The organism is Nonomuraea sp. B19D2, from assembly GCF_040137845.1.
Classification (GTDB): Bacteria; Actinomycetota; Actinomycetes; order Streptosporangiales; family Streptosporangiaceae; genus Nonomuraea.
Window position 1 is genome coordinate 22,907 of the sequence record NZ_JBEFAK010000056.1, and the last position, 21,180, is coordinate 44,086.

22 protein-coding genes and 1 pseudogene are annotated in these 21,180 nt (G+C 69.0%); 8 read left to right on the plus strand and 15 right to left on the minus strand.

Annotated elements, in window-relative coordinates:
• Nucleotides 1-50: 50 nt before the first annotated feature.
• From pqqE to ABN273_RS51280, 10 genes are all read right to left on the minus strand, one after another.
• The gene (gene pqqE, locus ABN273_RS51235; protein ID WP_349456989.1) at nucleotides 51-1,124 is read right to left on the minus strand and encodes a pyrroloquinoline quinone biosynthesis protein PqqE; all 1,074 of its coding nucleotides are present in this window, start codon (nucleotides 1,122-1,124) and stop codon (nucleotides 51-53) included.
• Nucleotides 1,121-1,384, minus strand: a complete 264-nt coding sequence (gene pqqD / locus ABN273_RS51240; RefSeq protein WP_349456990.1) for a pyrroloquinoline quinone biosynthesis peptide chaperone PqqD — start codon at nucleotides 1,382-1,384, stop codon at nucleotides 1,121-1,123. Before pqqD ends, pqqE begins: the two co-directional genes overlap by 4 nt.
• Nucleotides 1,381-2,052 (minus strand): pyrroloquinoline-quinone synthase PqqC, encoded by a 672-nt coding sequence (pqqC, locus tag ABN273_RS51245; RefSeq protein ID WP_349456991.1) that lies wholly within the window; start codon nucleotides 2,050-2,052, stop codon nucleotides 1,381-1,383. The genes pqqD and pqqC overlap by 4 nt, the downstream gene beginning before the upstream one ends.
• Nucleotides 2,049-2,882 (minus strand): pyrroloquinoline quinone biosynthesis protein PqqB, encoded by an 834-nt coding sequence (gene pqqB / locus ABN273_RS51250; protein WP_349456992.1) that lies wholly within the window; start codon nucleotides 2,880-2,882, stop codon nucleotides 2,049-2,051. The genes pqqC and pqqB overlap by 4 nt, the downstream gene beginning before the upstream one ends.
• A gap of 13 nt (nucleotides 2,883-2,895) precedes the next feature.
• Nucleotides 2,896-3,051, minus strand: coding sequence for a hypothetical protein (locus ABN273_RS51255; protein ID WP_349456993.1), 156 nt, complete (start codon nucleotides 3,049-3,051; stop codon nucleotides 2,896-2,898).
• 92 nt (nucleotides 3,052-3,143) lie between these two features.
• Nucleotides 3,144-3,797 (minus strand): HNH endonuclease family protein, encoded by a 654-nt coding sequence (locus ABN273_RS51260; RefSeq protein ID WP_349456994.1) that lies wholly within the window; start codon nucleotides 3,795-3,797, stop codon nucleotides 3,144-3,146.
• A gap of 82 nt (nucleotides 3,798-3,879) precedes the next feature.
• Nucleotides 3,880-4,389 (minus strand): GNAT family N-acetyltransferase, encoded by a 510-nt coding sequence (locus tag ABN273_RS51265; protein WP_349456995.1) that lies wholly within the window; start codon nucleotides 4,387-4,389, stop codon nucleotides 3,880-3,882.
• A gap of 67 nt (nucleotides 4,390-4,456) precedes the next feature.
• Nucleotides 4,457-5,902, minus strand: a complete 1,446-nt coding sequence (locus tag ABN273_RS51270; protein WP_349456996.1) for an RICIN domain-containing protein — start codon at nucleotides 5,900-5,902, stop codon at nucleotides 4,457-4,459.
• Between the two features lie 24 nt (nucleotides 5,903-5,926).
• Nucleotides 5,927-7,345 (minus strand): pectinesterase family protein, encoded by a 1,419-nt coding sequence (locus ABN273_RS51275; protein ID WP_349456997.1) that lies wholly within the window; start codon nucleotides 7,343-7,345, stop codon nucleotides 5,927-5,929.
• Between the two features lie 111 nt (nucleotides 7,346-7,456).
• On the minus strand, nucleotides 7,457-8,470 hold the full coding sequence (locus ABN273_RS51280; protein WP_349456998.1) for a LacI family DNA-binding transcriptional regulator: 1,014 nt from the start codon (nucleotides 8,468-8,470) through the stop codon (nucleotides 7,457-7,459).
• 202 nt (nucleotides 8,471-8,672) lie between these two features.
• On the opposite strand from ABN273_RS51280, the gene ABN273_RS51285 reads away from it, so the two are divergent.
• From ABN273_RS51285 to ABN273_RS51310, 6 genes are all read left to right on the plus strand, one after another.
• Nucleotides 8,673-9,575 carry a carbohydrate ABC transporter permease gene (locus ABN273_RS51285; RefSeq protein ID WP_349456999.1) on the plus strand — a complete coding sequence of 301 codons (903 nt, stop codon included), beginning with the start codon at nucleotides 8,673-8,675 and terminating at the stop codon, nucleotides 9,573-9,575.
• Nucleotides 9,572-10,435, plus strand: a complete 864-nt coding sequence (locus ABN273_RS51290) for a carbohydrate ABC transporter permease (RefSeq protein ID WP_349457000.1) — start codon at nucleotides 9,572-9,574, stop codon at nucleotides 10,433-10,435. Before ABN273_RS51285 ends, ABN273_RS51290 begins: the two co-directional genes overlap by 4 nt.
• Nucleotides 10,432-11,850, plus strand: a complete 1,419-nt coding sequence (locus tag ABN273_RS51295) for a glycoside hydrolase family 43 protein (RefSeq protein WP_349457001.1) — start codon at nucleotides 10,432-10,434, stop codon at nucleotides 11,848-11,850. Before ABN273_RS51290 ends, ABN273_RS51295 begins: the two co-directional genes overlap by 4 nt.
• A gap of 6 nt (nucleotides 11,851-11,856) precedes the next feature.
• Nucleotides 11,857-13,152 carry an ABC transporter substrate-binding protein gene (locus ABN273_RS51300; RefSeq protein ID WP_349457002.1) on the plus strand — a complete coding sequence of 432 codons (1,296 nt, stop codon included), beginning with the start codon at nucleotides 11,857-11,859 and terminating at the stop codon, nucleotides 13,150-13,152.
• Nucleotides 13,152-14,954, plus strand: coding sequence for a pectinesterase family protein (locus tag ABN273_RS51305; RefSeq protein ID WP_349457003.1), 1,803 nt, complete (start codon nucleotides 13,152-13,154; stop codon nucleotides 14,952-14,954). The genes ABN273_RS51300 and ABN273_RS51305 overlap by 1 nt, the downstream gene beginning before the upstream one ends.
• A 121-nt stretch (nucleotides 14,955-15,075) precedes the next feature.
• Nucleotides 15,076-15,573: a hypothetical protein gene (locus ABN273_RS51310; protein WP_349457004.1), complete on the plus strand. Its 498-nt coding sequence runs from the start codon at nucleotides 15,076-15,078 to the stop codon at nucleotides 15,571-15,573.
• On the opposite strand, the gene ABN273_RS51315 is transcribed toward ABN273_RS51310, so the two are convergent.
• From ABN273_RS51315 to ABN273_RS51330, 4 genes are all read right to left on the minus strand, one after another.
• Nucleotides 15,567-15,701: a hypothetical protein gene (locus tag ABN273_RS51315; RefSeq protein ID WP_349457005.1), complete on the minus strand. Its 135-nt coding sequence runs from the start codon at nucleotides 15,699-15,701 to the stop codon at nucleotides 15,567-15,569. The two genes, ABN273_RS51310 and ABN273_RS51315, sit on opposite strands and share 7 nt — an antisense overlap.
• Nucleotides 15,702-15,828: 127 nt before the next feature.
• Nucleotides 15,829-16,509, minus strand: coding sequence for a sigma-70 family RNA polymerase sigma factor (locus tag ABN273_RS51320; RefSeq protein ID WP_349457006.1), 681 nt, complete (start codon nucleotides 16,507-16,509; stop codon nucleotides 15,829-15,831).
• 220 nt (nucleotides 16,510-16,729) lie between these two features.
• Entirely contained in the window at nucleotides 16,730-17,296 is a 567-nt protein-coding gene (locus ABN273_RS51325; protein ID WP_349457007.1) for an NADPH-dependent FMN reductase, read from the minus strand.
• Between the two features lie 288 nt (nucleotides 17,297-17,584).
• A complete protein-coding gene (locus tag ABN273_RS51330; RefSeq protein WP_349457008.1) occupies nucleotides 17,585-18,340 on the minus strand; it encodes a nitroreductase in 756 nt (251 codons plus the stop codon).
• Nucleotides 18,341-18,644: 304 nt separating this feature from the next.
• Here ABN273_RS51330 and ABN273_RS51335 point away from each other — a divergent pair, with 304 nt between their 5' ends.
• Nucleotides 18,645-19,163, plus strand: coding sequence for a hypothetical protein (locus ABN273_RS51335; RefSeq protein ID WP_349457009.1), 519 nt, complete (start codon nucleotides 18,645-18,647; stop codon nucleotides 19,161-19,163).
• A 486-nt stretch (nucleotides 19,164-19,649) separates the two neighbouring features.
• Here ABN273_RS51335 and ABN273_RS51340 read toward each other — a convergent pair whose 3' ends face one another.
• Nucleotides 19,650-20,969, minus strand: coding sequence for a UDP-glucose dehydrogenase family protein (locus tag ABN273_RS51340; RefSeq protein WP_349457010.1), 1,320 nt, complete (start codon nucleotides 20,967-20,969; stop codon nucleotides 19,650-19,652).
• Nucleotides 20,970-21,050: 81 nt separating this feature from the next.
• Here ABN273_RS51340 and ABN273_RS51345 point away from each other — a divergent pair.
• Nucleotides 21,051-21,176 (plus strand): annotated as a pseudogene (locus ABN273_RS51345) (acyl-CoA dehydrogenase family protein); the annotation flags it as partial.
• Nucleotides 21,177-21,180 lie beyond the last annotated feature (4 nt).

Here is a 21,180-nt window from a genome sequence, read left to right on the forward strand (position 1 = left end):
GGGGCCATGAAGGCTATGTGAACGATCCGGCAAACTACTGCCATAAATCGTCATTTATCCGTCAAATTGCCGCCCGACGGGGCCGGCGACCTGTACGTCCAGGTGCCGCCGCCGGCGAGCTCGGAGATCAGGTGGTGGTCCGGTGACAGCGCGCAGGCCGGGTCGGTACGCCCGGCGTCGCCGGTGATCGCATAGGCCTGGCAACGGCAACCGCCGAAGTCGAGCTCCCTGCGCGGGCAACCGGCGCAGGGCCCGCTCATCCAGGCGGTCCCCCGGTAGGCGTTGAACGCGGACGAGTGCTCCCAGATCCAGCCGAGCGAGCGGTCACGGGCGTTCGGCAGCTCCAGCGGCAGGTCGTAGGCGGCCGGGCAGGGCAGCACCCTGCCGTCGGGCGCGACGGTGATCGAGATCGCGCCCCATCCGCCCATGCAGGGCTTGGGCACGCCGTCGAAGTAATCGGGAACCACCCAGATCAGCTCGACATCCGTTTTCTCGCGATATTTCCGTACGACGGCCTCCGCGCGGGCCAGCTGCTCCCTGGTGGGCAGCAGCGCCGCCCTGTTGCGCAGGCCCCACCCGTAGAACTGGGTGTTGGCCAGCTCGATGCGCTCCGCACCCCACACCAGCCCGAGCTCGATGATCTCGCCCACGGCGTCGAGGTTCGCCCGGTGCAGCACGACGTTGAGCCCGAGCGGCAGCCCGCTCGCCGCCACGACGGCGGCCGCCCGCTCCTTCCGCGCGAACGATCTGACCCCGGCGATCCGGTCCGACTCCCCCGCGGTGGCCGACTGGACCGACAGCTGCACGCTGCGCAGCCCCGCCCCGGCCAGCTCGCCGAGCCGGCGCTCCGTCAGCCCGACGCCGCTGGTGACGAGCTGCGTGTAGACGCCTTCCCGGTCGGCCGTGGCCACGATCCGCGTCAGGTCGCGCCTGAGCAGCGGCTCGCCGCCGGACAGGTGGGCGTGCACCACGCCGAGCGCCGCCGCCTCCCGGATGATCCGCTGCCACTCCCCCGTGCTGAGCTCGCTCGATCTGGCCGCGAGCTCGGCCGGGTTCGAGCAGTACGGGCAGCGCAGCGGGCACGCGTGCGTGAGCTCGGCCAGCATGGCCCACGGCGGGTTCACCGCAGCCATCCCTCGGCACGCACGCGGTCGAGGAACTCCACCACGTCGGCCTCGACGCCCCCGGGGAACTCCGCCACGATCTCCGCCACGATGTCGGCCACGGTCCGCCGCCCGTCGCAGAGCCCGACGATGGCCGCCGCCTCCTCGTTCAGCACGACGATCCGTTCGGGCACGATGAGCAGTTCCGCCTGCCGTACCGGATCGTGACGGAGCAGGGCCGAGCGGGACAGCGCCGGACGCCACCCCGAGGGCGCCGTCACCGGTACGCCCCGTCCACCGCGTCGAGCAGCGCCCACAGCACGTCGCACTTGTAGGCGAGCGCCGCGACGGCCTTGTCCTGGTCGGTACGGCTGCGCGCCCAGTTGAGGACCAGGCTCAACGCCTCGCCGCTGTCCCGGCGACCCTGGGAGACGCGGATCTGGAAGTAGCGCAGCCCTTCCGGGTCGATCCACGGATAGTGCCGTTCGAAGGCGGCGATCCTCGTACGCATCAGGTCGGGTGCGAACAGCTCGGTCAGCGAGGCGGCCACGGCCTCCAGCACGGAGCCGTTGCGGCACAGGTTGACGTAGCCGTCGACCGCGAGCCGCACGCCCGGCAGCACGCCCTCGCCCGACAGCAGCAGGTCGCGATCCAGCCCGGCGGCCTCGCCGAGGCGCAGCCACCGCTCGATGCCGCCCTCCCCCGGCGTCGTGCCGTCGTGGTCCTGGATCCGGCGCAGCCACATCCGGCGCAACTCGGGCGTGGCCAGCTTGCCGACGATGAACGCGTCCTTGATCGGGATGTGCCGCTGGTAGTGGAAGCGGTTGAGTATCCAGCCCCGCAGCTCGTCGCGGCTCAGCTCGCCCGCGTGCATGCGCTGGTTGAACGGGTGCAGGTGGTGGTAACGCTTCTCCGGTACGGCACGCAGCTCCGCCTCGAAGCCGTTCACAGATCGATCACCATCCCGTCGGCGGCCACCTCGACGCCCAGCTCGGCCAGCACCTTGTGCTGTTCGGCCGCCGGGTCCACGAGGGGGTTGGTGTTGTTGAAGTGGGTGTAGAGGCAGCGGCCCGGCAGCCGGGACAGGCGCTCCATGGTGGCCGTGATCGGCAGATGGCCCATCTCGGTGGCGGTCTTGGCGGAGATCCCGGTGCGCCGGGGTTCGTCGTCGTCCCAGAACGTGCCGTCGACGATCACGCAGTCGGCCGCGGCGAACGCCTCGTCCAGCTCGTCAGGCCACACCCCCATGGCGGGAGCGTAGATCAGCGTGGCGGCGCCGTCGGTGAGGCGCAACGCGGACACCCAGCCCGGGGAATCGGGGGCGCCGGCGGCGTAGCGAGGACGCTTGCCGGAAACCGGGCCGGAAACAGGTATGGCGTCGGCGTCGGCCCAGGTGAGCTGGAGGTAGGGCCGGAGGATGTCGGCGAAGGGCCGCAGTGCCTGCCGTACCGCCGGGGTCGAGTGCACCTCCAGCGTGTCGGCCTCTCTCAGCCGCAGCAGGCCGATCGTGTGGTCGAGCTCGGCGTCGGTGAGGATCACGCCCTTCAGCGGTGACTGCCGCGGGCCCGGGCCGGGGCGCAGCCATGCGCACGCCTCGATCTGGTCGGCGATGTCGGGCGTGGCGTTGACGACGTAACAGCCGCCGGCCCGCTGAACGGCGAGGCTGGCGTGGCGCCGCCGCCGGCCCGGGTGGGCGCGCGCCCCGGAGCATCCAGGGCACGCGCAGTTCCACTGGGGCACGCCGCCACCGGCCGCGGTGCCGAGCACCTGCAGTCGCACGGCGATCCCCGGCCTACCTGGTGGCCAGGAAGTACGCGGACATCTCCATCGACGCCTCGACGACCTGGTAGTCGGGCTTGTGCCAGGTCGTCTCCTCCCCGCGGGTCCTGACCTTCTTCTCGTGGATCCTGCGTGGTTGCTTCCTGCCCTGATCCTTCGGCTGGGACATACGCGTGCACCTGCCTCTCGTAGGGTGTTACACACGACATGACCATCTGAAGGCGCCGCCGTCAATCCGACACCCAGGGCCTTGCCGGGCGATCAGCGCCCCCGGCAGGTGCGGAGCATGTTGAGCAGGGCCACCTTCTCCTTCTTGGTCACGAAGAGCCGGTAGTGATGCTTCACGGTGATCCACGAGGTCGCGTACCGGCACCAGTAGGCGCGGCGCGGCGGGCGCCAGCTCTGCGGGCCCTTGCCGCCCTTGGCGACGTTGGCGGAGTGGCTGACCACGATCAGCTCCGGGCGGGTGAGGTCGTTGGCGAAGGCGCGCCGGCGCGCCTGGCTCCATCTGCTGGCGCCGGAGCGCCAGGCGTACGACAGCGGCACGACATGGTCGACGTCGACCTGCTTCTCGCTTTTCAGCCACTTACCGTCGTACGGGCTGTACCAGACGCCCTTGACGGGGTGGCAGGCCGCGTTCTTGCGCACGCGTCGCCCGTCGCGGGCCAGGACCACCTCTCGCGAATTGCACTTGCCTTTGTGATGAGCCCATCGAGGCATGAACCGCTGGTGGCTGTAGCCGCGGATCGATAATGGCCTGGCCACCTTCAACTGGGCCAGCATGCGGCGGGCCAGCGCCCCGGCCTCGGCTTCTGACCGCTTGCGCGCGTCGGCTGTCGCGGGCAGGACGGCGACGATCGGGATGACGAGAAGACTGAGTACGGTGACTGGGATCGCCCGCCTGAAAAAGATCATGGTTCCACCCATACCCGGTAAGTCCCCGACACGCGCAGCGATACTCGAGCGGTGATGGATACAGGCGTGTTGCCCGATGATTTCAGGGGAAGATGAGCTGGTACTCCACTTGCGCGATCGGGTTGCCGTCACCGAAGTCGTGGTCGCGGACCGCACCGGATTCGGCGAAGCCGCTCTTGGCGTAGAAGCGGCGCGACTGAGGCGTGTCACGGAGTGTCCACAGATGGACCCGTTTGAAGCCCTGCTCGCGGATCCTGTCCAGTGAGGCGGTCATCAGGGCCTGCGCGATGCCGCTCCCCCAGCCATCCGGGTGACCGTAGAAGCCGAAGATCTCCGCCGACCCGGGTTGTTCCGGCGAGGAGCCGAAGTAGGAGAAGGCCAGCGGTCGCCCGTCCAACGCCGCCAGCATGACGGTGTCCTTGCCCTCGGCGAGCACGCCATGCCATTTGCTGCGCCGATGGCTCACCGCCGCATCACCGAACTCTGGGCTGAAGAAGCCGGTATAAGCAACTTTCCAGGACTCCGCGTGGATCTCACCAAGCGCATCCCCATCGTCGGGAGAAGCGTGGAACACCCTGAAAACTCCGGCCATGTGATCACAGTACTAGAGGCGTTCTGCGCCTCACCTGCGCGCGCCGCGCAGGTGAGGCGCCGGCGCGTCAGGTGCCGATGTTGGCCTGAGGGCCCGCGTACGTCCTGAGCAGGGACGGCACGTCGGCGGCCGGGTCGAGGCTGTAGGAGTAGAACGAGCTCGGGGTGAAGGCCGAGCCGCTGGTGGTCTGCTTGCCGGTGCAGTTGACCAGGATGCTGCCGCTCTGGCGGAGCTGGGCGGTGGAGTCGGGGTAGAAGGGGTCCTTGACCGTGTCGTAGTAGCTGTTCTCGATCACCATCTTGGTGGCGCCGCGCGAGTAGTTGCCGTAGCTGGTGACGTTCTGCAGGTAGTTGTTGTAGAGGTGCGCGTAGGCGACGTTGTCGGTGCTGGGGTTGCGCTGGTTGGTGTCGCGCATCCAGTTGTGATGGATCGTCATCCGCGCCGTGACGTTCTCGGTCCAGCCGATGCCGAAGGCCTTGTTGTTCTGCGCCAGGACGTTCCAGGACACGGTGAGGTAGCTGGTGTCCTTGCGGCTGTCGATCAGCCCGTCATTCATGCGGGTGATGGTGTTGTGGTCGATCCAGACGTGGTGGGCGGTGTCCATCTGGATGCCGTCGTAGTCGTAGGCGTCGTCGCCGGGGTCGTCGTCGGCCATGCGGGTGTCACGGATGGTCAGGTTGCGGATGATGACGTTGCTCACGCCGGCGCCGAGGAAGAAGCCGCCGTTGACGATGTGGCCCCTGGTGCCGACGCCGACGATCGTCTTGTTGGAGGCGACCCTGATCTCGGTGCCGTACGGCGTGACCGTGATGGCGCCGTTGACCTTGATGACGTACGGCTCGCCGGCGGTGGCGTACTTGACCAGGTCGGCATAGGTGGTGACGGTGACCGTGGCCCCGGCGGCGCCGCCGGTGGTGGTCGTCAGGCCGTTGCCGCTGGTGGCGGCGAACCCGTCGGCGGCGTTGGACCAGGCGCGCCCGCCGACGGAGGTGAACAGCCACTGCTTGTTGGTGTTGGCCGTGCAGGTCTCCTGGATGATCGCGGCTCCGGCGGCGGTGGAGGCGCCCTGGTCGCTCATGCACAGGCCGCTGGCCACGTTGACGATCTGGTACGTGCCGCTGCCGGACGCGGTCAGGCGCCACTGCTGGTTGGCCTTGGTGCCGTCGCCGCATCCCCACTGCTGCAGGCGCACCCCGGAGGTGGTGGAGCCGCTCGGGACGTCGACGCAGCGCCCGCTGTTGACGTTGACCAGGTTGTAGACGCCCGAGCCCGAGGACCGGAGGGTGAACTGCTGCCAGGTGTCACCCGAGCAGCCCCACTGCTGCAGCAGCGCGCCGTTGTCCGGCGAACCGCCCACGACGTCCAGGCACATGCCGCTCTTGGTCACCTTGAGCTGGTAAACGCCGCCCGCCACGGGCGTGTCCGCCCGGGCGGGAGAGGACACGATCCCGAGTGAGGCCAGCACGGCGAGGACCGCGAGGGCCGCGCGCGTGCGGATGTTCGTGAAACGCATGCTTGTCCTTCCGAAAGCGCGGGGTCAGCCGACGGGGTTCCAGCCGTCGGACCCGGCGAGGTACTTCTGCGGCGTGTAGTTCGCGGCCTGGGCGTCGGTGAGCTGGGGCCGGTTGGCGTTCGTCCCGGCTCCCGCCCCGCTGTTCCGGTACTCGAAGAAGCGGGCGTTCTTCCAGGAATTGGAGGACATGTCGGTCCACGGCTGGGCGGTGCTGATCAGGGACCCGAGCGTGGACTCCCGGTAGAGCACCTGGGCGTCGGGGCGCCAGGGACGGCCCAGGCTGGTGGTGCCGGACGCGGCCGCTCCGGTGATCCTGGACCGGTAGAACAGGAAACCGTAGGTCTTCGCGGCGTCAGTGCTGGCGGCGGTGATCGGAGCGCCGCTGGCGCGCTTCTCGTAGATGTCGCAGTTGTCGAAGACGATGGTGCCGCCGCCGAAGATGAAGTCGACGGTGCCCTCCACGTACGAGTTCGAGACGTAGGCCCGGGCCGCGTTGTTGACCAGGAAGGTGTCCTGGTCGCCGAGCAGGCGCACGTTGGAGAAGCGGGCCCGGTCGGCGTTCAGGTTGAGCGCCACCGCCTGGTGGCCGCTGGAGGCCGAGCTCTCGTCGAAGTCGTTGGAGATCGTCAGGTTCGTGGCAATGAAGTCATGGCCGTCGACGAACGCGGTCGCGCTGCCGGACGTCCCGTACTCGCCCGCGTGGTGGTTGTTGACGATGACGACGCCGGCCGCCGAGGAGCCGAGGCCCTGGAGCGTGATGTACGGCTTGGTCGAGGGGATCCGGACGATCTCGCGGTAGGTCCCCGGCGCGATGGTGATCGTGACCCGGCCGGCATTGCCCGCGGGCACGGCGTCGACGGCGGCCTGCACCGTCCGGTACGTGCCGGAACCGTCCGCCGCGACCGTGGGCTTGACGCTCGAGACGGGGTCGAAGGCCCATTGCTTGTTGGTGTTGGCGGTGCAGGTCTCCTGGATGATCGCGGCTCCGGAGGCGGTGGAGGCGCCCTCGTCGCTCATGCACAGCCCCGTGGCGGCGCTGACGACCTGGTACGTACCGCTGCCCGAGGCGACGAACCGCCACAACTGGTTGCTCTTGGTGCCGTCGCCGCATCCCCATTGTTGTAGCCGCAGCCCGCTGGTGGCCGCCCCGTTCGGCACGTCGAGGCACCGGCCGCTGTTCACGTTGCGAAGGGTGTAGGTCCCCGACCCGCCGGACACCACGGTGAACTGCTGCCAGGTGTCACCCGAGCAGCCCCACTGCTGCAGCAGCGCGCCGTTGTCCGGCGAACCGCCCACGACGTCCAGGCACATGCCGCTCTTGGTCACCTTGAGCTGGTAGACACCGCCCGCCACGGGCGCGGCGGCCGCCTGCGCGGGCTGTGACAGTGCCCCGCAGACAATCGCCGTCGCCGCCAGGAGCGCGGTGCCTGCGCGTTTGCGCACGACCATTTCGTGTTCTCCTTCCTCGTAGCCACTGAGGAAGGAGCATCCGGCCGGTTATGTCAACCGATGAAACTAAATCGGGACGAAAAGCAGAGGTGCCGCATGAAACTTTCATGCGGGAGCGGTACTGGACCGCACGACGAGAGTGGTCGGCACCTCCACCCGCTCCGGCGGGCCACTGGACAGCAGGGCGGTGAGCCCGGCCGCGCCCAGTTCCGGCCACGAATGGCGGACGGTCGTCAGCCCCGGCACGGCGTACACCGCCGCCAGCGAGTCGTCGAAGCCGACCACGCTCACGTCGCCGGGCACCTGCAGCCCGCACTCGCCGAGCGCCTGGTAGACCCCGAGCGCCATGACGTCGGAGCAGGCGAAGACGGCGGTCGGCGGCTCGGGGAGCGAGTCGAGCATCTCCTTGGTGGCCGCGCGGGCATTGTCCATCTGGAAATAGCCGCACACCTCCCATCGCGGGTCCGCCTTCAGGCCCGCCGCGGCCATGGCCCGGCGGTAGCCGGCCCGCCGCTCCCTGGCGCACGGCACCCCGGGGCGGCCGGTCACGATGGCGATGCGCTCGTGGCCCAGGCCGATGAGATGCTCGGTGGCGGCGCGGGCGCCGGCCAGGTTCGTGGAGGTGACGACGGGCATGCTCCGCGGGGGGTCGCGGCGCGGTTCGACGATCACCGCGGGGATGCCGTGGTCGGCCATCCAGGCCCGCTGCGCGGTGGTCGGCATGGTGCGTACGAGCAGGACGCCGGCGCTGTCCCGCGCGCTGATCCGGTCCATCCAGGCGGGCGGTGGCTGGCCGTGCTTGGTACGGTCGACCACGGCGGAGACGACCAGGTCCACGCCCAGCCGCCAGGCGGCCTCCTCCACGCCCTCGAGGATCGCCAGCGCGAACGGCGAGCCCAGCCCCTGGAGAACGACGTCGACCATGCTGCCCTTGGCAGGCTTGAGGCGCTGCGCGGGATAGCCGAGCCGCTCCAGCACCTCGGCGATCAGACGGCGAGTGTGCGCCGACACGTCCGGCCTGCCGTTGAGCGCCTTGGAAACGGTTGCCACGGAAACGCCCGCCTCACGGGCGATCCGCGCGAGCTTGGGCAACGTCGTGGTCGGGTCTTCGCCGGTCATCCTCACACTGTGCTCCGTGGAGTCCGCAGGCCACCAGACCATCGCACCGAAAAATTTCGGGATTGTAGCGATTTCGCCTGCTCAGCGGCCTCCCGTGCCGCCACAGGCCATTGACGTTGCGTCCGTGCTACCGCAACGTTTCCTGCAACCGATTGCAGCACCCCGGCATAACGGCCGGAACCGTAACAAAGGAGTCGCATACGTGGCCGCCGTTCCAGCGACCCGTCGTCCTCGCCGGGGCCCGCTGACGCCCTACCTGCTGATCGCCCCGTCGGTGGTCGCGATGCTCGGGTTCCTCGTCTACCCGATGGCCAGCGTGATCTACTACAGCCTCCAGCGGTACAACGTGACCAAGCCCTGGGACAACGGCTTCGCCGGGCTCGACAACTTCCGCCGGCTGCTGTTCGAGGACCCCCTCTTCTGGCAGAGCCTCGGCTTCACCGCCCGCTGGGTGGTCGTCGAGGTCGCGCTCCAGTTCGTGCTCGGGCTCGGGCTCGCGCTGATCGTCAACGAGAGCTTCATCGGCCGGGCGATCTCGCGGGCCCTGGTCTTCTCGCCGTGGGCCGTCTCCGGCGTGCTGACCACCGCCATCTGGGTCCTGCTCTACAACCCGCTCACCGGTGTGTCGCGTTACCTGGCCGACCTGGGGCTCATGGAGTACGGCGCAGCGCCGCTGGCCAACCCGAACACCGTGTTCTGGTCGGCCGTGGTGGCCGAGCTGTGGCGCGGGGTGCCGTTCTTCGCGATCCTGCTCCTGGCCGACCTGCAGTCGGTGTCGAAGGAGCTCTACGAGGCCGCCTCCGTGGACGGCGCGAGCCGGATGCGCAGGTTCTTCCACATCACCCTGCCGCACCTGAGGGACGCGATCATCCTGTCCACGCTGCTGCGCTCGGTGTGGGAGTTCAACAACGTCGACCTGCTGTACACGCTGACCGGCGGCGGGCCGGCCCACCAGACCACCACGCTGCCGCTGTACGTCGCCGGGCTGGCCGCCCAGTCGCACGACTTCGGCTACGCCACGGCGCTGACCACCGTGGCGTTCCTGATCCTCACCTTCTTCTCCATCGTCTACCTGCGTCTGAGCAAGTTCGGGGCGAAGTCATGACCCTGGTGTCCGAACGTCCGCGCGTCGTGTCCGCCCCGGTGCGAGCCCGGGCCAACCGCGTGTCCCGCTGGCAGATCTACGTCCCGCTCGCCCTGTACCTGCTGTTCACGCTGGTGCCGTTCTACTGGATGCTGGTCTTCGCCTTCCGCCCGGCGGGATCGATGTCGATCGTGCCGTGGCCGATCACGTTCGAGCACTTCGACACGGTCTGGAATGGGATGGGGTTCGCCGTCTTCTTCCAGAACAGCCTGCTCGTCGGCATCGCCTCCCTGATCGCCACCACGGTCGTGGCCCTGGCGGGCGGGTACGCCCTGGCCCGCTACGACTTCCGCGGCAAGGGCGCGTTCATGGTCGGGATGCTGTGCACGCAGTTCATCCCGGGCGCCCTGATGATCATCCCGCTGTTCGAGATCTTCCGGACCCTGGCGCTGACCAACTCGCTGTGGAGCCTGGTCATCGCGGAGACGGTCTTCCAGCTGCCGCTCTCGCTGATCCTCATCAGCGGCTTCATCAGGAACATCCCGTACGAGCTGGAGCAGGCGGCCTGGGTGGACGGCTGCTCGCGGCTACGCGGCTTCCTGGCCATCGTGCTGCCGCTGCTGCGCCCGGCGCTGGTGGCGGTCGGCTCGTTCGCCTTCATCCACAGCTGGAACAACTTCCTTTTCGCCCTCATGTTCATCAACGACCAGGAGAAGTTCACCGTGCCCGTGGGCCTGGCCTACAACCTCGGCGAGAACAGCGTCGACCTCGGCGCCCTCGCCGCCGGCGGCGTCATCGCCGCACTGCCCGTCGTCATCGTCTTCGCCTTCATCCAGCGCTACCTCGTCCAGGGGCTGTCGGCCGGGGCGGTGAAGGGATGACCGCGACCTACCGCAACCCCGTACTGAACGCCGACTGGTCCGATCCCGACGTGATCCGCGTCGGCGCGGACTTCTACCTGACCGCCTCCACCTTCACCAAGGTGCCCGGACTGCCGATCCTGCACTCTCGTGACCTGGTCAACTGGACGATCATCGGGCATGCCACCACCAGCGGCTACGACGACGTGCGGCCCGGGTGCGGGGTGTGGGCGCCGTCGCTGCGCCATCACGACGGCCGGTTCTGGATCTTCTACGGCGACCCGGACGTGGGCATCTGCCAGGTCAACGCCGCCGACCCGCGCGGCCCGTGGAGCGAGCCGCACATCGTCAAGCCGGGCAAAGGGCTCATCGACCCGTGCCCGCTGTGGGACGACGACGGCCAGGCCTACTTCGTGCACGGCTGGGCCAAGAGCCGCGCCGGCGTCAACAACCGGCTCACCCTGCACCGCATGACCCCGGACGCCCGCCAGGTGCTGGACGAGGGCACGCTGGTCATCGACGCCGACCTGCTGCCCGGCTACCGGACCCTGGAAGGACCCAAGCTCTACAAGCGCGACGGCGTCTACTGGATCTTCGCGCCGGCCGGCGGCGTCGAGCAGGGCTGGCAGTCGGTCTTCCGCGCCGAGTCGATCTTCGGCCCGTACGAGGACCGCATCGTGCTCGAACAGGGCGATACCGACGTCAACGGCCCTCACCAGGGCGGCTGGGTGGACACCCCGTCCGGCGAGCACTGGTTCATGCACTTCCAGGACCGCGGGCCCTACGGCCGGGTCGTGCACCTGCAGCCCATGACCTGGGGCGAGGACGGCTGGCCGGCGATGGGCGACAACGGCGAGCCGGTGGCCGAGTGGCCCGTGCCCGTCGAAGGCGGGACCCCGAGCGCCCCGGCGACCTCCGACGACTTCGCCGGACCAGCGCTCGGGCTGCAGTGGAGCTGGCAGGCCAACCCTGACCCCTCCTGGTGGGAACTGCGGGACGGCACGCTCCGCCTGGCCTGCGTGCCAGGGCCGGAGGATCTGAGGCAGCGTCCGTCCATGCTCGGGCAGCGGGTGCCCGGCGACCCGTGCACGGTCACCACCACCCTCACCCTCGACGGCGAAGGCGAGGCGGGCCTCGTCGTGCTCGGCGACACCTACGCCCACGCCGGAGTGCGGAGCACGCCGGACGGGCCGGTGCTGGTGTGCGGGGACCTGGAACCCGTGCCGGTCCGCGACGGCGTCGTCATCGGAGCGCGGATCGAAGAGGGCGCGCTCGTCACGTTCCTGGCCGACACCGGCGACGGGCTGTGCGAGCTCGGCGCACCCTTCCAGGCCACCCAGGGCCGATGGGTGGGGGCCGTGCTCGGCCTGTTCGCCGCGGGGGACGGCACCGGCCAGGCGATCTTCGGGGCGTTCACCGTGGACATCGAAAGGTAGAGGGCAATGAGACGACACGCGCCGATCGCCGCGCTCGCGCTGGCCGCCACCGTGCTGGCCGGGTGCGGCTCGGACACGGGCTCCGACGGCAAGACCAAGATCACCTTCTGGGACACCAACGCGGGTCCGGCCCGCACGCCGATCTGGCAGCACGCCATCGCCGAGTTCGAGAAGGCCAACCCGACCATCGACGTCAACTACGTGGGGGTGCCGATCGCCCAGGCGCCACAGAAGATCGACACCGCCATCGCCGGCGGCGGCGTGCCGGACGTGGCCGACATCTCCACCTCGGGGCTCGGCAACCTCGTCGCGCAGAAGGCGCTGGAGCCCGTGGACGAGCGCATCGCCGCCAACCCGGCGCTGAACGGCAAGTTCAACGAGGCGCTCGTGGCGACGGTCAAGAACATCGTGCCGGACCACAAGACGTACATCATCCCGCTGTCCACCAACGCCGGGGCGTTCTGGTACCGCAAGGACTGGTTCAAGGAGGCGGGACTCGAGCCGCCGAAGACGTGGAGCGAGTTCTTCACGGCGGTGGACAAGCTGACCAAGCCGAGCGAGAACAGGTTCGGCTTCACCATCCGCGGCGGCGCCGGCTCCATCGCCCAGATGCTGGAGGTCGTCTACGGCCAGTCGGGGATCACGGAGTTCTTCGACGCCTCGGGCAAGGCCACGCTCAACGACCCGCGCAACGTGACGGCGCTGGAGAAGTACGCCGGGCTCTACAAGAAGAACACGCCCGAGGGCGACCTGCAGAACGACTACGTCAAGATGGTCGCCCAGTTCGACACGGCGGGCAGCATCGCCGTCATGCAGCACAACCTGGGCTCCTACCAGGACCACATCAAGGCGCTGGGCCCCGACAAGGTGGCCTCCTTCTCCGTGCCCAAGTCCGACTCCGGGGTCCAGTCGGTGCTGTCCAACCCGGTCGGCGGCGTCGGCGTCTTCTCCGGCTCCGAGAACAAGGAGGCCGCGTTCAAGCTGGCGGAGTTCTTCGCCGCCAAGGACATGGGCGGCTACATCGCCGAGAAGAGCGGTGTCATCCCGGCCAACACCGACGTGCCGCCGTCCAAGGCCGCCCACATCACCGAGGCGCAGCGGGTGATGAACGACCCGGCGACCAAGGTGGTGCAGATGCCCTACCACCTGCCGGAGTTCAACGAGATCACCAAGACGTGGGCGGAGCCGCTGTTCCAGAAGGTGCTGCTCGGCCAGCTCACCGCCAAGGACTTCCTGGACCAGTTCGCGGCCAAGCTGACCGCGGCGCAGGCCGCCTACAAGCAGCGCAACGGAGGGTCCTGATGAGGATGCTCCTCTCCGCCCTGCTCGTGGCGGCGGCGCTGACGGCGGCCGCCCCCGCCCCGGCGTCGGCGGCCACGGGGTGGTCTGAGCGGGCCGACGGGTTCGCCTCGCTGACCGCCCTCGGCGTGGACGGCACCACCGGCGGCGCGGCCGGGCCCACCGTGACCGTGGACAACCAGGCCGACCTGGAGCGGTACGCCACCGCGGCGGAGCCGTACGTCATCAAGGTCAAGGGCTCCATCCGGATGGAGCCGTACGGCAAGGAGATCGCGGTCGCCTCCGACAAGAGCATCGTCGGCGACGGCGCGGGCGCCGAGATCGTCCAGGGCGGCTTCTTCCTCGGCCAGGTGCACAACGTCATCATCCGCAACCTCACCATCCGTGACTCCTACGTCCCCGGCGACTGGGACGGCAAGAGCAAGGACTACGACGGGGTGCAGATGGACGGCGCCCACCACGTGTGGATCGATCACAACCGCTTCACCCGGACCGGGGACGGCCTGCTCGACATCCGCAAGGACAGCGACTACGTCACCGTCTCCTGGAACGTGTTCAGCGACCACAACAAGGCCATCGGCGTCGGCTGGACCTCGAACGTGGTGACCAAGGTGACGATGCACCACAACTGGATCCGCGGGACCTTCCAGCGCAACGCCAGCATCGACAACACCGAGGCCGCGCACCTGTACAACAACTACGTCCAGGACATCGGGATGTACGGGACCATGATCCGCGGCAGCGGCAAGCTGGTCGTCGAGAACAGCTACTACCGGTCCGTGCCCGACCCGATCGTGGCCAAGGACCCGGCCTCGCAGGTGGTCCAGCGCGGCAACGTGTTCGACGGCACCCGGGGGCGCACCGACAGCGTGGGCGCCGCGTTCGACCCGTCCGCCCACTACGCGTACCGGCTCGACCCGGCCGAGCGGGTGCCCGCCATCGTCACCCGCGGCGCCGGACCCCTCGGCGGGGAGCGGCCCGCGCCGCGCCGCATCACCGTCGCGCTCGACGGCACCGGCGACTTCGGCAGCGTGCAGGCGGCCGTCGGGGCGGCCCCGCGCGGCGCGGTGATCACGGTCAAGCCGGGCGTCTACCGGGAGCTGGTCAGGGTCTGGCCGGACCGTCGCGATCTCACGATCAAGGGTGCGACCGGCCGGGCCGAGGACGTCGTCATCACGTACGAACTGCCCGCGAACGGCGCGAAGTTCTACGGCGGCACCTGGGGGACCACGGACAGCGCCACCTTCGGCGTGCTCGGCACCGGCATCACGGTCGAGGACGTCACGCTGCAGAACGCCTACGACGAGTCGGTCGCCCCCGGCCCGGCGCCCGCCGTGCAGACGGCCGGTGACCGGATCGCCTTCAAGGGCACCCGCTTCCTCGGCGACGAGGGCACCTACCAGGCCGACGGCCTGGCCTACCTGCGCGACTGTCACGTGGAGGGCGACGTGGACATCGTCCGCGGCCAGGGCACCGCCGTCCTGGACCGCTGCGTGGTCAAGTCGCTCGCCCCCGGCAACGTGACCGCGGGCGGCAACGTCCTCATCGCCGGCAGCCGCCTGGAGGGCGACGCCGCCAAGTCCGTCTCCCTGGGACGCTCAGGTGACGTCGTGGTCCGCGACTCCTGGCTGGGCGCGCACGTCAAGGACGATCCGTGGGCGGGCGAGGGCCGCTTCGCCGAGTACCGCAACACCGGGCCCGGCGCAGCCGTCACGGCGGACCGGCCGCAGCTCACCGACGACCAGGCACGCGAGCACACCGTGCGGGCGTACCTGGGGAACTGGACACCTTTCCCCGGTCAATGACATGACCTTCCACGGGCGATGACATGACCCCGGATGGCGATCTTCTCTAACAGCCCAAAACTAGGCATCATCCCGCACGCCGACCGGCCCGCCCCGGCACGCTCCCGACGACACTGCTGCCATGAGCACGCGTGACACCGACGGAGCCCCGGAGCGGGCCGAGTTCGCGGGGGCCGTGTACGGTTCGCTGCTGGCCGCCTCGGTCGCGGCCGGCACCGCAGTGGACGGCTCGCCGATCTCGGCGGGGCACCTCGTGGTCGTGCTGCTCTGCACGGGTGTGGTGTTCTGGATCGCCCACGTCTACGCCTCGGTGGTGACTCACGGCACGCACACCCTGACCTGGCAGCGGCTCCGCGTGGCCGCTCGCCAGGACTGGCCGGTGGCTCAGGCCTCGTTCCCGCCTGCCGTGGGCGCCGCCTTCGCCTCGGCGCTGGGCCTGTCCGACGTGGTCGCGACCTGGGTGGCGCTGGGTGTCGCGGTCACGAGCCAGGTCGCCTGGGCTGTCGCCGCCGCCGTCAACGCCGGCTCCTCCGCGCGGATCGTGGTCATCTCCGGGGTCGCCAACCTCGCACTCGGACTGGCCATCATCGCGCTCAAGACCTGGGTGGCCCCCTACTGACCTGCTGTCACCAGCTCAGCATCTCCGGCCGCCCCGCCGGGGCCGGCCAGAACGCGGGCGTCGCGGGCGGCGATGCGGTCGCGGACCTGCGCCCAGGCCGTCATGAGGCCGCCTCTGCCGAACCACATGAACACGTCATGCGTGGCACCCTAGAGATCATCTCCGACAATCCGTCAGGTGCCGCAGCCCCGATCGCGACCTGGGCAGGCATCTCTTACCGTGCCCGTCAGAACGTGGCGCGTACGCGGCGACGGACTACGCCACGCGGGTGCCGCCCAGGAGGGGGAATCGTGCCGCTCCTCTGAGGCCGCCGCCGTCGGAAGAGCTGACGACGTCCGCGGCGAAGAGGTCTTCGAGGGCGGCGACGTTGCCCGTCTGCGCGGCGTCGAGGAAGGCCGTCAGCAGGCGCCGATGCTCGATCTTGTCGATGGGCTCGTGGCGTTGGGTGGTCAGACGTTTGCGGGCGCGGCTCACGAGCTGGCGGGCGTTGACCGGGCTGACCTGAAGGATGTCCGCGATCTGCGTGTAGGGGTAGACGAAGGCCTCGCGCAGCACATAGGCGGCCCGCTCGGTGGGGGTGAGCCGCTCGAGCAGCAGCAGGAAGGCGAGTTCGAGCGCTTCGCCCCGCTCGGCGCCCAGCGTGGGGTCGAGGCTGGTGTCGACGGGTTCGGGCAGCCAGGGCCCGATGTAGGCTTCGCGCCGCGAACGGGCGGACTGGGCCACGTTGATGGCCAGACGGGTGGTGATCAACGCCAGGAACGCCGAGGGGTTGTCGATGGTCGCGCGGTCGGTGTTCTGCCAGCGCAACCAGACTTCCTGAAGGATGTCCTCGGCCTCCACCACGCTGCCGAGCATCCGATAGGCGATGCCGAACAGGCGCGGGCGCAGCTCGACGAAGCCGGACACAGCCCGCTCGAGCGCCGTTGCCTCTTCCAAAGATTCCGCATGCATATTTCCCCCCGCTTTCGTCTGGGAAGCCGCGATCGCGTACGAGGCGCCGGCGATTTCGCGGATGCCTCGCGAGGGGGGTGGCTGACGCAGCCGTGGTCGCCGCCGGCCACAGCCTGCGCATGCTCAGCAGCGCCTGCTCCGGCGCGCCGGCCAGGGTGTGCACGTAAGTAAGGCGCCGGCGGCGATGACGAAGGCTCAGTGTGGTCTACAGGTCCGGGATGTCGTGGTGGTGGCGCCGGATGTGCGCCGTGAAGGCCCGCATGTATCCGGTCAGAAATCCGGCGACGGACGGCACCTGGATATCGCCCTCGTCGTCAATCAGTTCCTTGGTGAACTGGATGTAGGCCTCGGGCTGACCCAGCACCGGGGAGTTGGTGAAGGACAGGATGGTCTTGAGGTGCTGCTGCGCGATCGCGGTGGAGATGGGGCCGGGCGAGGCTCCGATGATCGCGGACGGCTTGCCGTTCAGCACGTTGGAGCCATAGGGCCGGGTCGCCCAGTCGATGGCGTTCTTCAGCGCGCCCGGAATGGACCGGTTGTACTCCGGGGTGACGAACAGGAGGGCGTCGGAGGCTTTGATCGCGTCCTTGAACTCCTGCGCCACGGCGGGGTAGCTCGAGTCGTGGTCGTAGCTGTACAGGGGCAGCTCGCCGATGGGGATCTCCGTGAGGCGGAGTTCCGGCGGCGCGAGACGGCTCAGAGCTAGAGCGAGCGTCCTGTTGATCGATTTCTGGGACAGGCTCCCGACGATGTAACCAACGGTGTAAGTCATTGCATTTCCTCTCAAGGCATGAACGTGCCGCCGTCGCCATTGACGGTCTGGCTGGTGATGAAGTCCGCGTGGGACGAGGTGAGAGAGAAGACCGTGCCGACGAGGTCTTCAGGGGCTGGTCGAGCCCCAGGGCGCAGGCGGTGCGCTGCGCTTCCAGCCGCGCCGCGGGGAACGTCTTGCGCGCCTGTTCGGCGACGGTGAACCCGGGTGATCACGTCCGCGTGATGTCGCAGCCGCCCAGTTCACGGTCGAGCAGACGGGTTGACCCGGCGAGGCCGGTGCCGGGCGTCAGGGGTGATCTCCGCGAACGGGTGCGCCGGTAAGCGGCCCGCGGTTGACGACGACTCGTCCGGTGTTCATGGTCCTTCTCCATCGGGCTAATCCCTCGACGAACGTGACCGTCTCGTCGAGCGGCGCCCGGCCCGTACGGGCGTAACCCACCGTGACGTCCTCGAACCCGATCGACATGCCACAGAACAGGATGAGCCCATCCGGGGGCGACAGGACCTCCGCGACGGTCTTGTGATACTTCGCCCATGCCATCTGCGGGCAACTGTGCAGCCCTTCGGCGCGCAGCAGCAGCATGACGGTCTGCAGATACATGCCGACATCGGCCCATTGCGGCAGACCCATGTCACGGTCGATGTAGCAGAACAGGGCGGCGGGCGCGCCGAAACACTGCCAGTTGCCGGCAGCCGCCCGCTGGCGCGCCTCCCAGTCCTCGCGCGCGATACCCAGCGCGCCGTAACGCTCCTTGCCGAAGGCGGACCGGCGCTCGCAGTACGGGGACTTCAACGCGGGCGGATACATCTCGTACTCCCGCTCGTCCCAGGCGTCGCCTGCGGCCAGGCGCTCGCCGACGCGCTTCTTGAGCTCGGCCAGCGGCCCGCCGGTCAGCACGAAGGCGTGCCACGGCTGGAGGTTCGATCCGGACGGCGCCCAAGCCGCGGCGGACAGCACGCGCTCCAGCACCTCCCGCGGGACAGGCCGGTCGGTGAACCCCCGCACCGCCCGCCGGCTCGTGACCGCCTCATACACGTCCACGATCGCCTACCCCCCACCAGCTCAACGTGGCCTAATTCCGTTACGTTCATAACGGTATCACACATGATGGTATCAATCAATACCATCCGGCGACATACGAGCCCCATGCCTTGTGAGGAAGCTCCGGTTGACATCGAGGCCGAGATCACGGGCCACAAGCCCGTTGATCGTTTCCCCCTCGACAGGTATGGCAGGCCGTCCGCCCACAGTTGTTCCTCCGCGGGCAGTTTTCCTGCGCCTGCTTCGCGCGCAGCATCGGTTGAGCACATCCCGCGACACGACGACGATCGCAAGGGAGCGCTTAATGGGTACCACCGCAAGAAGATCAGCGCTGGCGGGCCTGGCGGCCGTGCTGCTCTGGGCAGGGCTCGCACCCGGCGCGGGTGCGCAGAACGGCGCGGCATCCGGCTGGACGCCGGTCGGCACCGTGGACCCCCAGCACGTCACTTCGGCCGACACCCAGCTCGTGCTCTACGGGGTGCACGCCTTCACCCCGAACAACGTCGCCTTCAACCCGAACGTGATCCCGGCCTCGGTGGCCCAGCTTGTGCTGCCGTACGTGCGGGTGCCCGACGGCAACCCGCGCACCTACCGGCTGCGCTTCCACCTCGACACCACCAACGCCACCAGCACGCAGTACCAGCTCATCACGCCGAACGGCGGCGGCACGCAGACCGCAAACGTCTCCGGCGGCGCCATCACGCTCGACTTCACCGTCAGCGTCGACCTGGCTGGAACGGCGTGGATGTACTGGTCGCTGAAGAACAGCGGCGGCCACCAATGGGTCTTCACCAAGTGCGAGATCGACGAGCAGACCCCGTGAGGCCGCCCAGGCCGGCGTCTTCAAGAACCGCGTCATCGAGGGACCTGCGGAGACCCGCGCAGGCCGTCATGGCCTCGGTGACGTCTTCGGCGGTGGCGGGCGGCTCAGCCCGGTAGCGCACGGTCACCGCGCCGTCGTCGACGTGCCGGGTGATGGTCTTGAGCGCTGCTCGGAGTTCGGGTGGCGCTTGAGATTGGCCGGCCGCGGTGAGCGGGACGAGCAACCGGTTGTACCGGCGGGATCACCGCGCTCTGCGCGATGATCGCCGAGCTCACGCAGAGGCCCAGGGCGACAACATTGTTACGCTGCTCGCGCGTCGCACCAGGCCCCGATGATGCTCGCCTCAGCGTGAGACACGTCCCAGGCGTCCGCAGTATGGCCGGCCTGTGACGGTAATAGCCACGATCCCGCACAGTTCAACCGCGACAGGCGTCTCCTCCGTAGAACCGTCTACGTGGCCGAGCCCAGGGTGCCGTGATCCTGCGGCTACGGGCGGCCCAGCGCCCGGTACGTCCAGCCGGTCCCGCGCCAGCGCTCGGCGTCCAGGGTGTTGCGCCCGTCGACAATGTTGCGGGCCCGGACCGCCTTCCCGAGCTCCTCGGGATCCATGTCGCGGAACTCGCGCCACTCGGTGAGCAGCAGCACGGCGTCCGCGCCGCACACCGCCTCCCGTGTTGACGTGGCGTAACCCAGGTGCGGGTGCACCCGGCGGGCGTTGGCCAGCGCCGCAGGATCGTAGACGGTGACCGTGCCGCCCTGGTCGCGGATCGTGGAGGCGACGTCCAGCGCGGGAGAGTCGCGGATGTCATCGGAGCCGGGCTTGAACGACGCCCCGAGCACGCCGATCACCTTCCCCGCGAGCGTGCCGCCAAGCAGTTCGCGGACCAGGTCGACCGTACGGGCCCGGCGCCGCATGTTGATCGCGTCGACCTCGCGGAGGAACGAGAGCGCCTGATCCACGCCCAGCTCCCCGGCGCGGGCCATGAACGCGCGGATGTCCTTGGGCAGGCAGCCGCCGCCGAAGCCGAGCCCCGGGTTCAGGAACTTGTTGCCGATGCGGTCGTCGTAGGAGAGCGCCTCCGAGAGCTTGGTGACGTCGGCGTGCGAGGTTTCACAGACCTCGGCCATCGCGTTGATGAACGAGATCTTGGTGGCGAGGAACGCGTTCGCCGAGACCTTCACCAGCTCCGCGGTCTGGTAGTCGGTGATCACCAGCGGGATGCCCTCGGCAAGCAGCTTCGCATACACCTCGCGAAGCACCTTCTCGGCCCGCTCCGAGGTGGCGCCGATGACGATGCGGTCGGGGCGCAGCGTGTCCTGCACCGCGTACCCCTCGCGCAGGAACTCCGGGTTCCACGCCAGCTCGACACCGTCGCCGATGGGCGCGCCCGCGGTGATCCGCTCGGCCAGCCCGGCGGCGGTGCCGACCGGAACCGTGGACTTGCCGACGATCAGGCATTCCCGCCGCAGGTGCGGGAGGAGCGCGTCGATGGCGCCGTTGACCTGGCTCAGGTCGGCGGCGTTGGAGTCGGCGAGCTGGGGCGTGCCCACGCACAGAAAGTGGACGTCACCGAACTCGGCGACCTCCTCGAACGATGTCGTGAACGCGAGGCGCCCGACGTCGAGGTTCCGGCGCAGGATTTGCTCCAGGCCTGGCTCATAGATGGGAAGGTCGCCGGCCGCCAGCCGGGCCACCTTCTCATGATCGACGTCGATGCCCAGCACCTCGAACCCGAGCTCGGCCATGCACGCGGCATGGGTCGCGCCCAGGTATCCGGTGCCGATCACCGTAAGGCGGTGCGCCAATGTGTCTCCTTTCGCAGGAAGTCCTGATATCGACACGTGGCCATCGGCTTTCCCATGTACTCACTGCCGGAGGAGTACACGCTCCTCGGTGGCTACGGCTACACCCGCGACTACCCCGTCGAACGCATGATGCGTGACGCCAAGATCACCGAGATCTACGAAGGCACCAACCAGATCCAAGGTATGGTCATGGCCCGCGAACTCCTCGCCG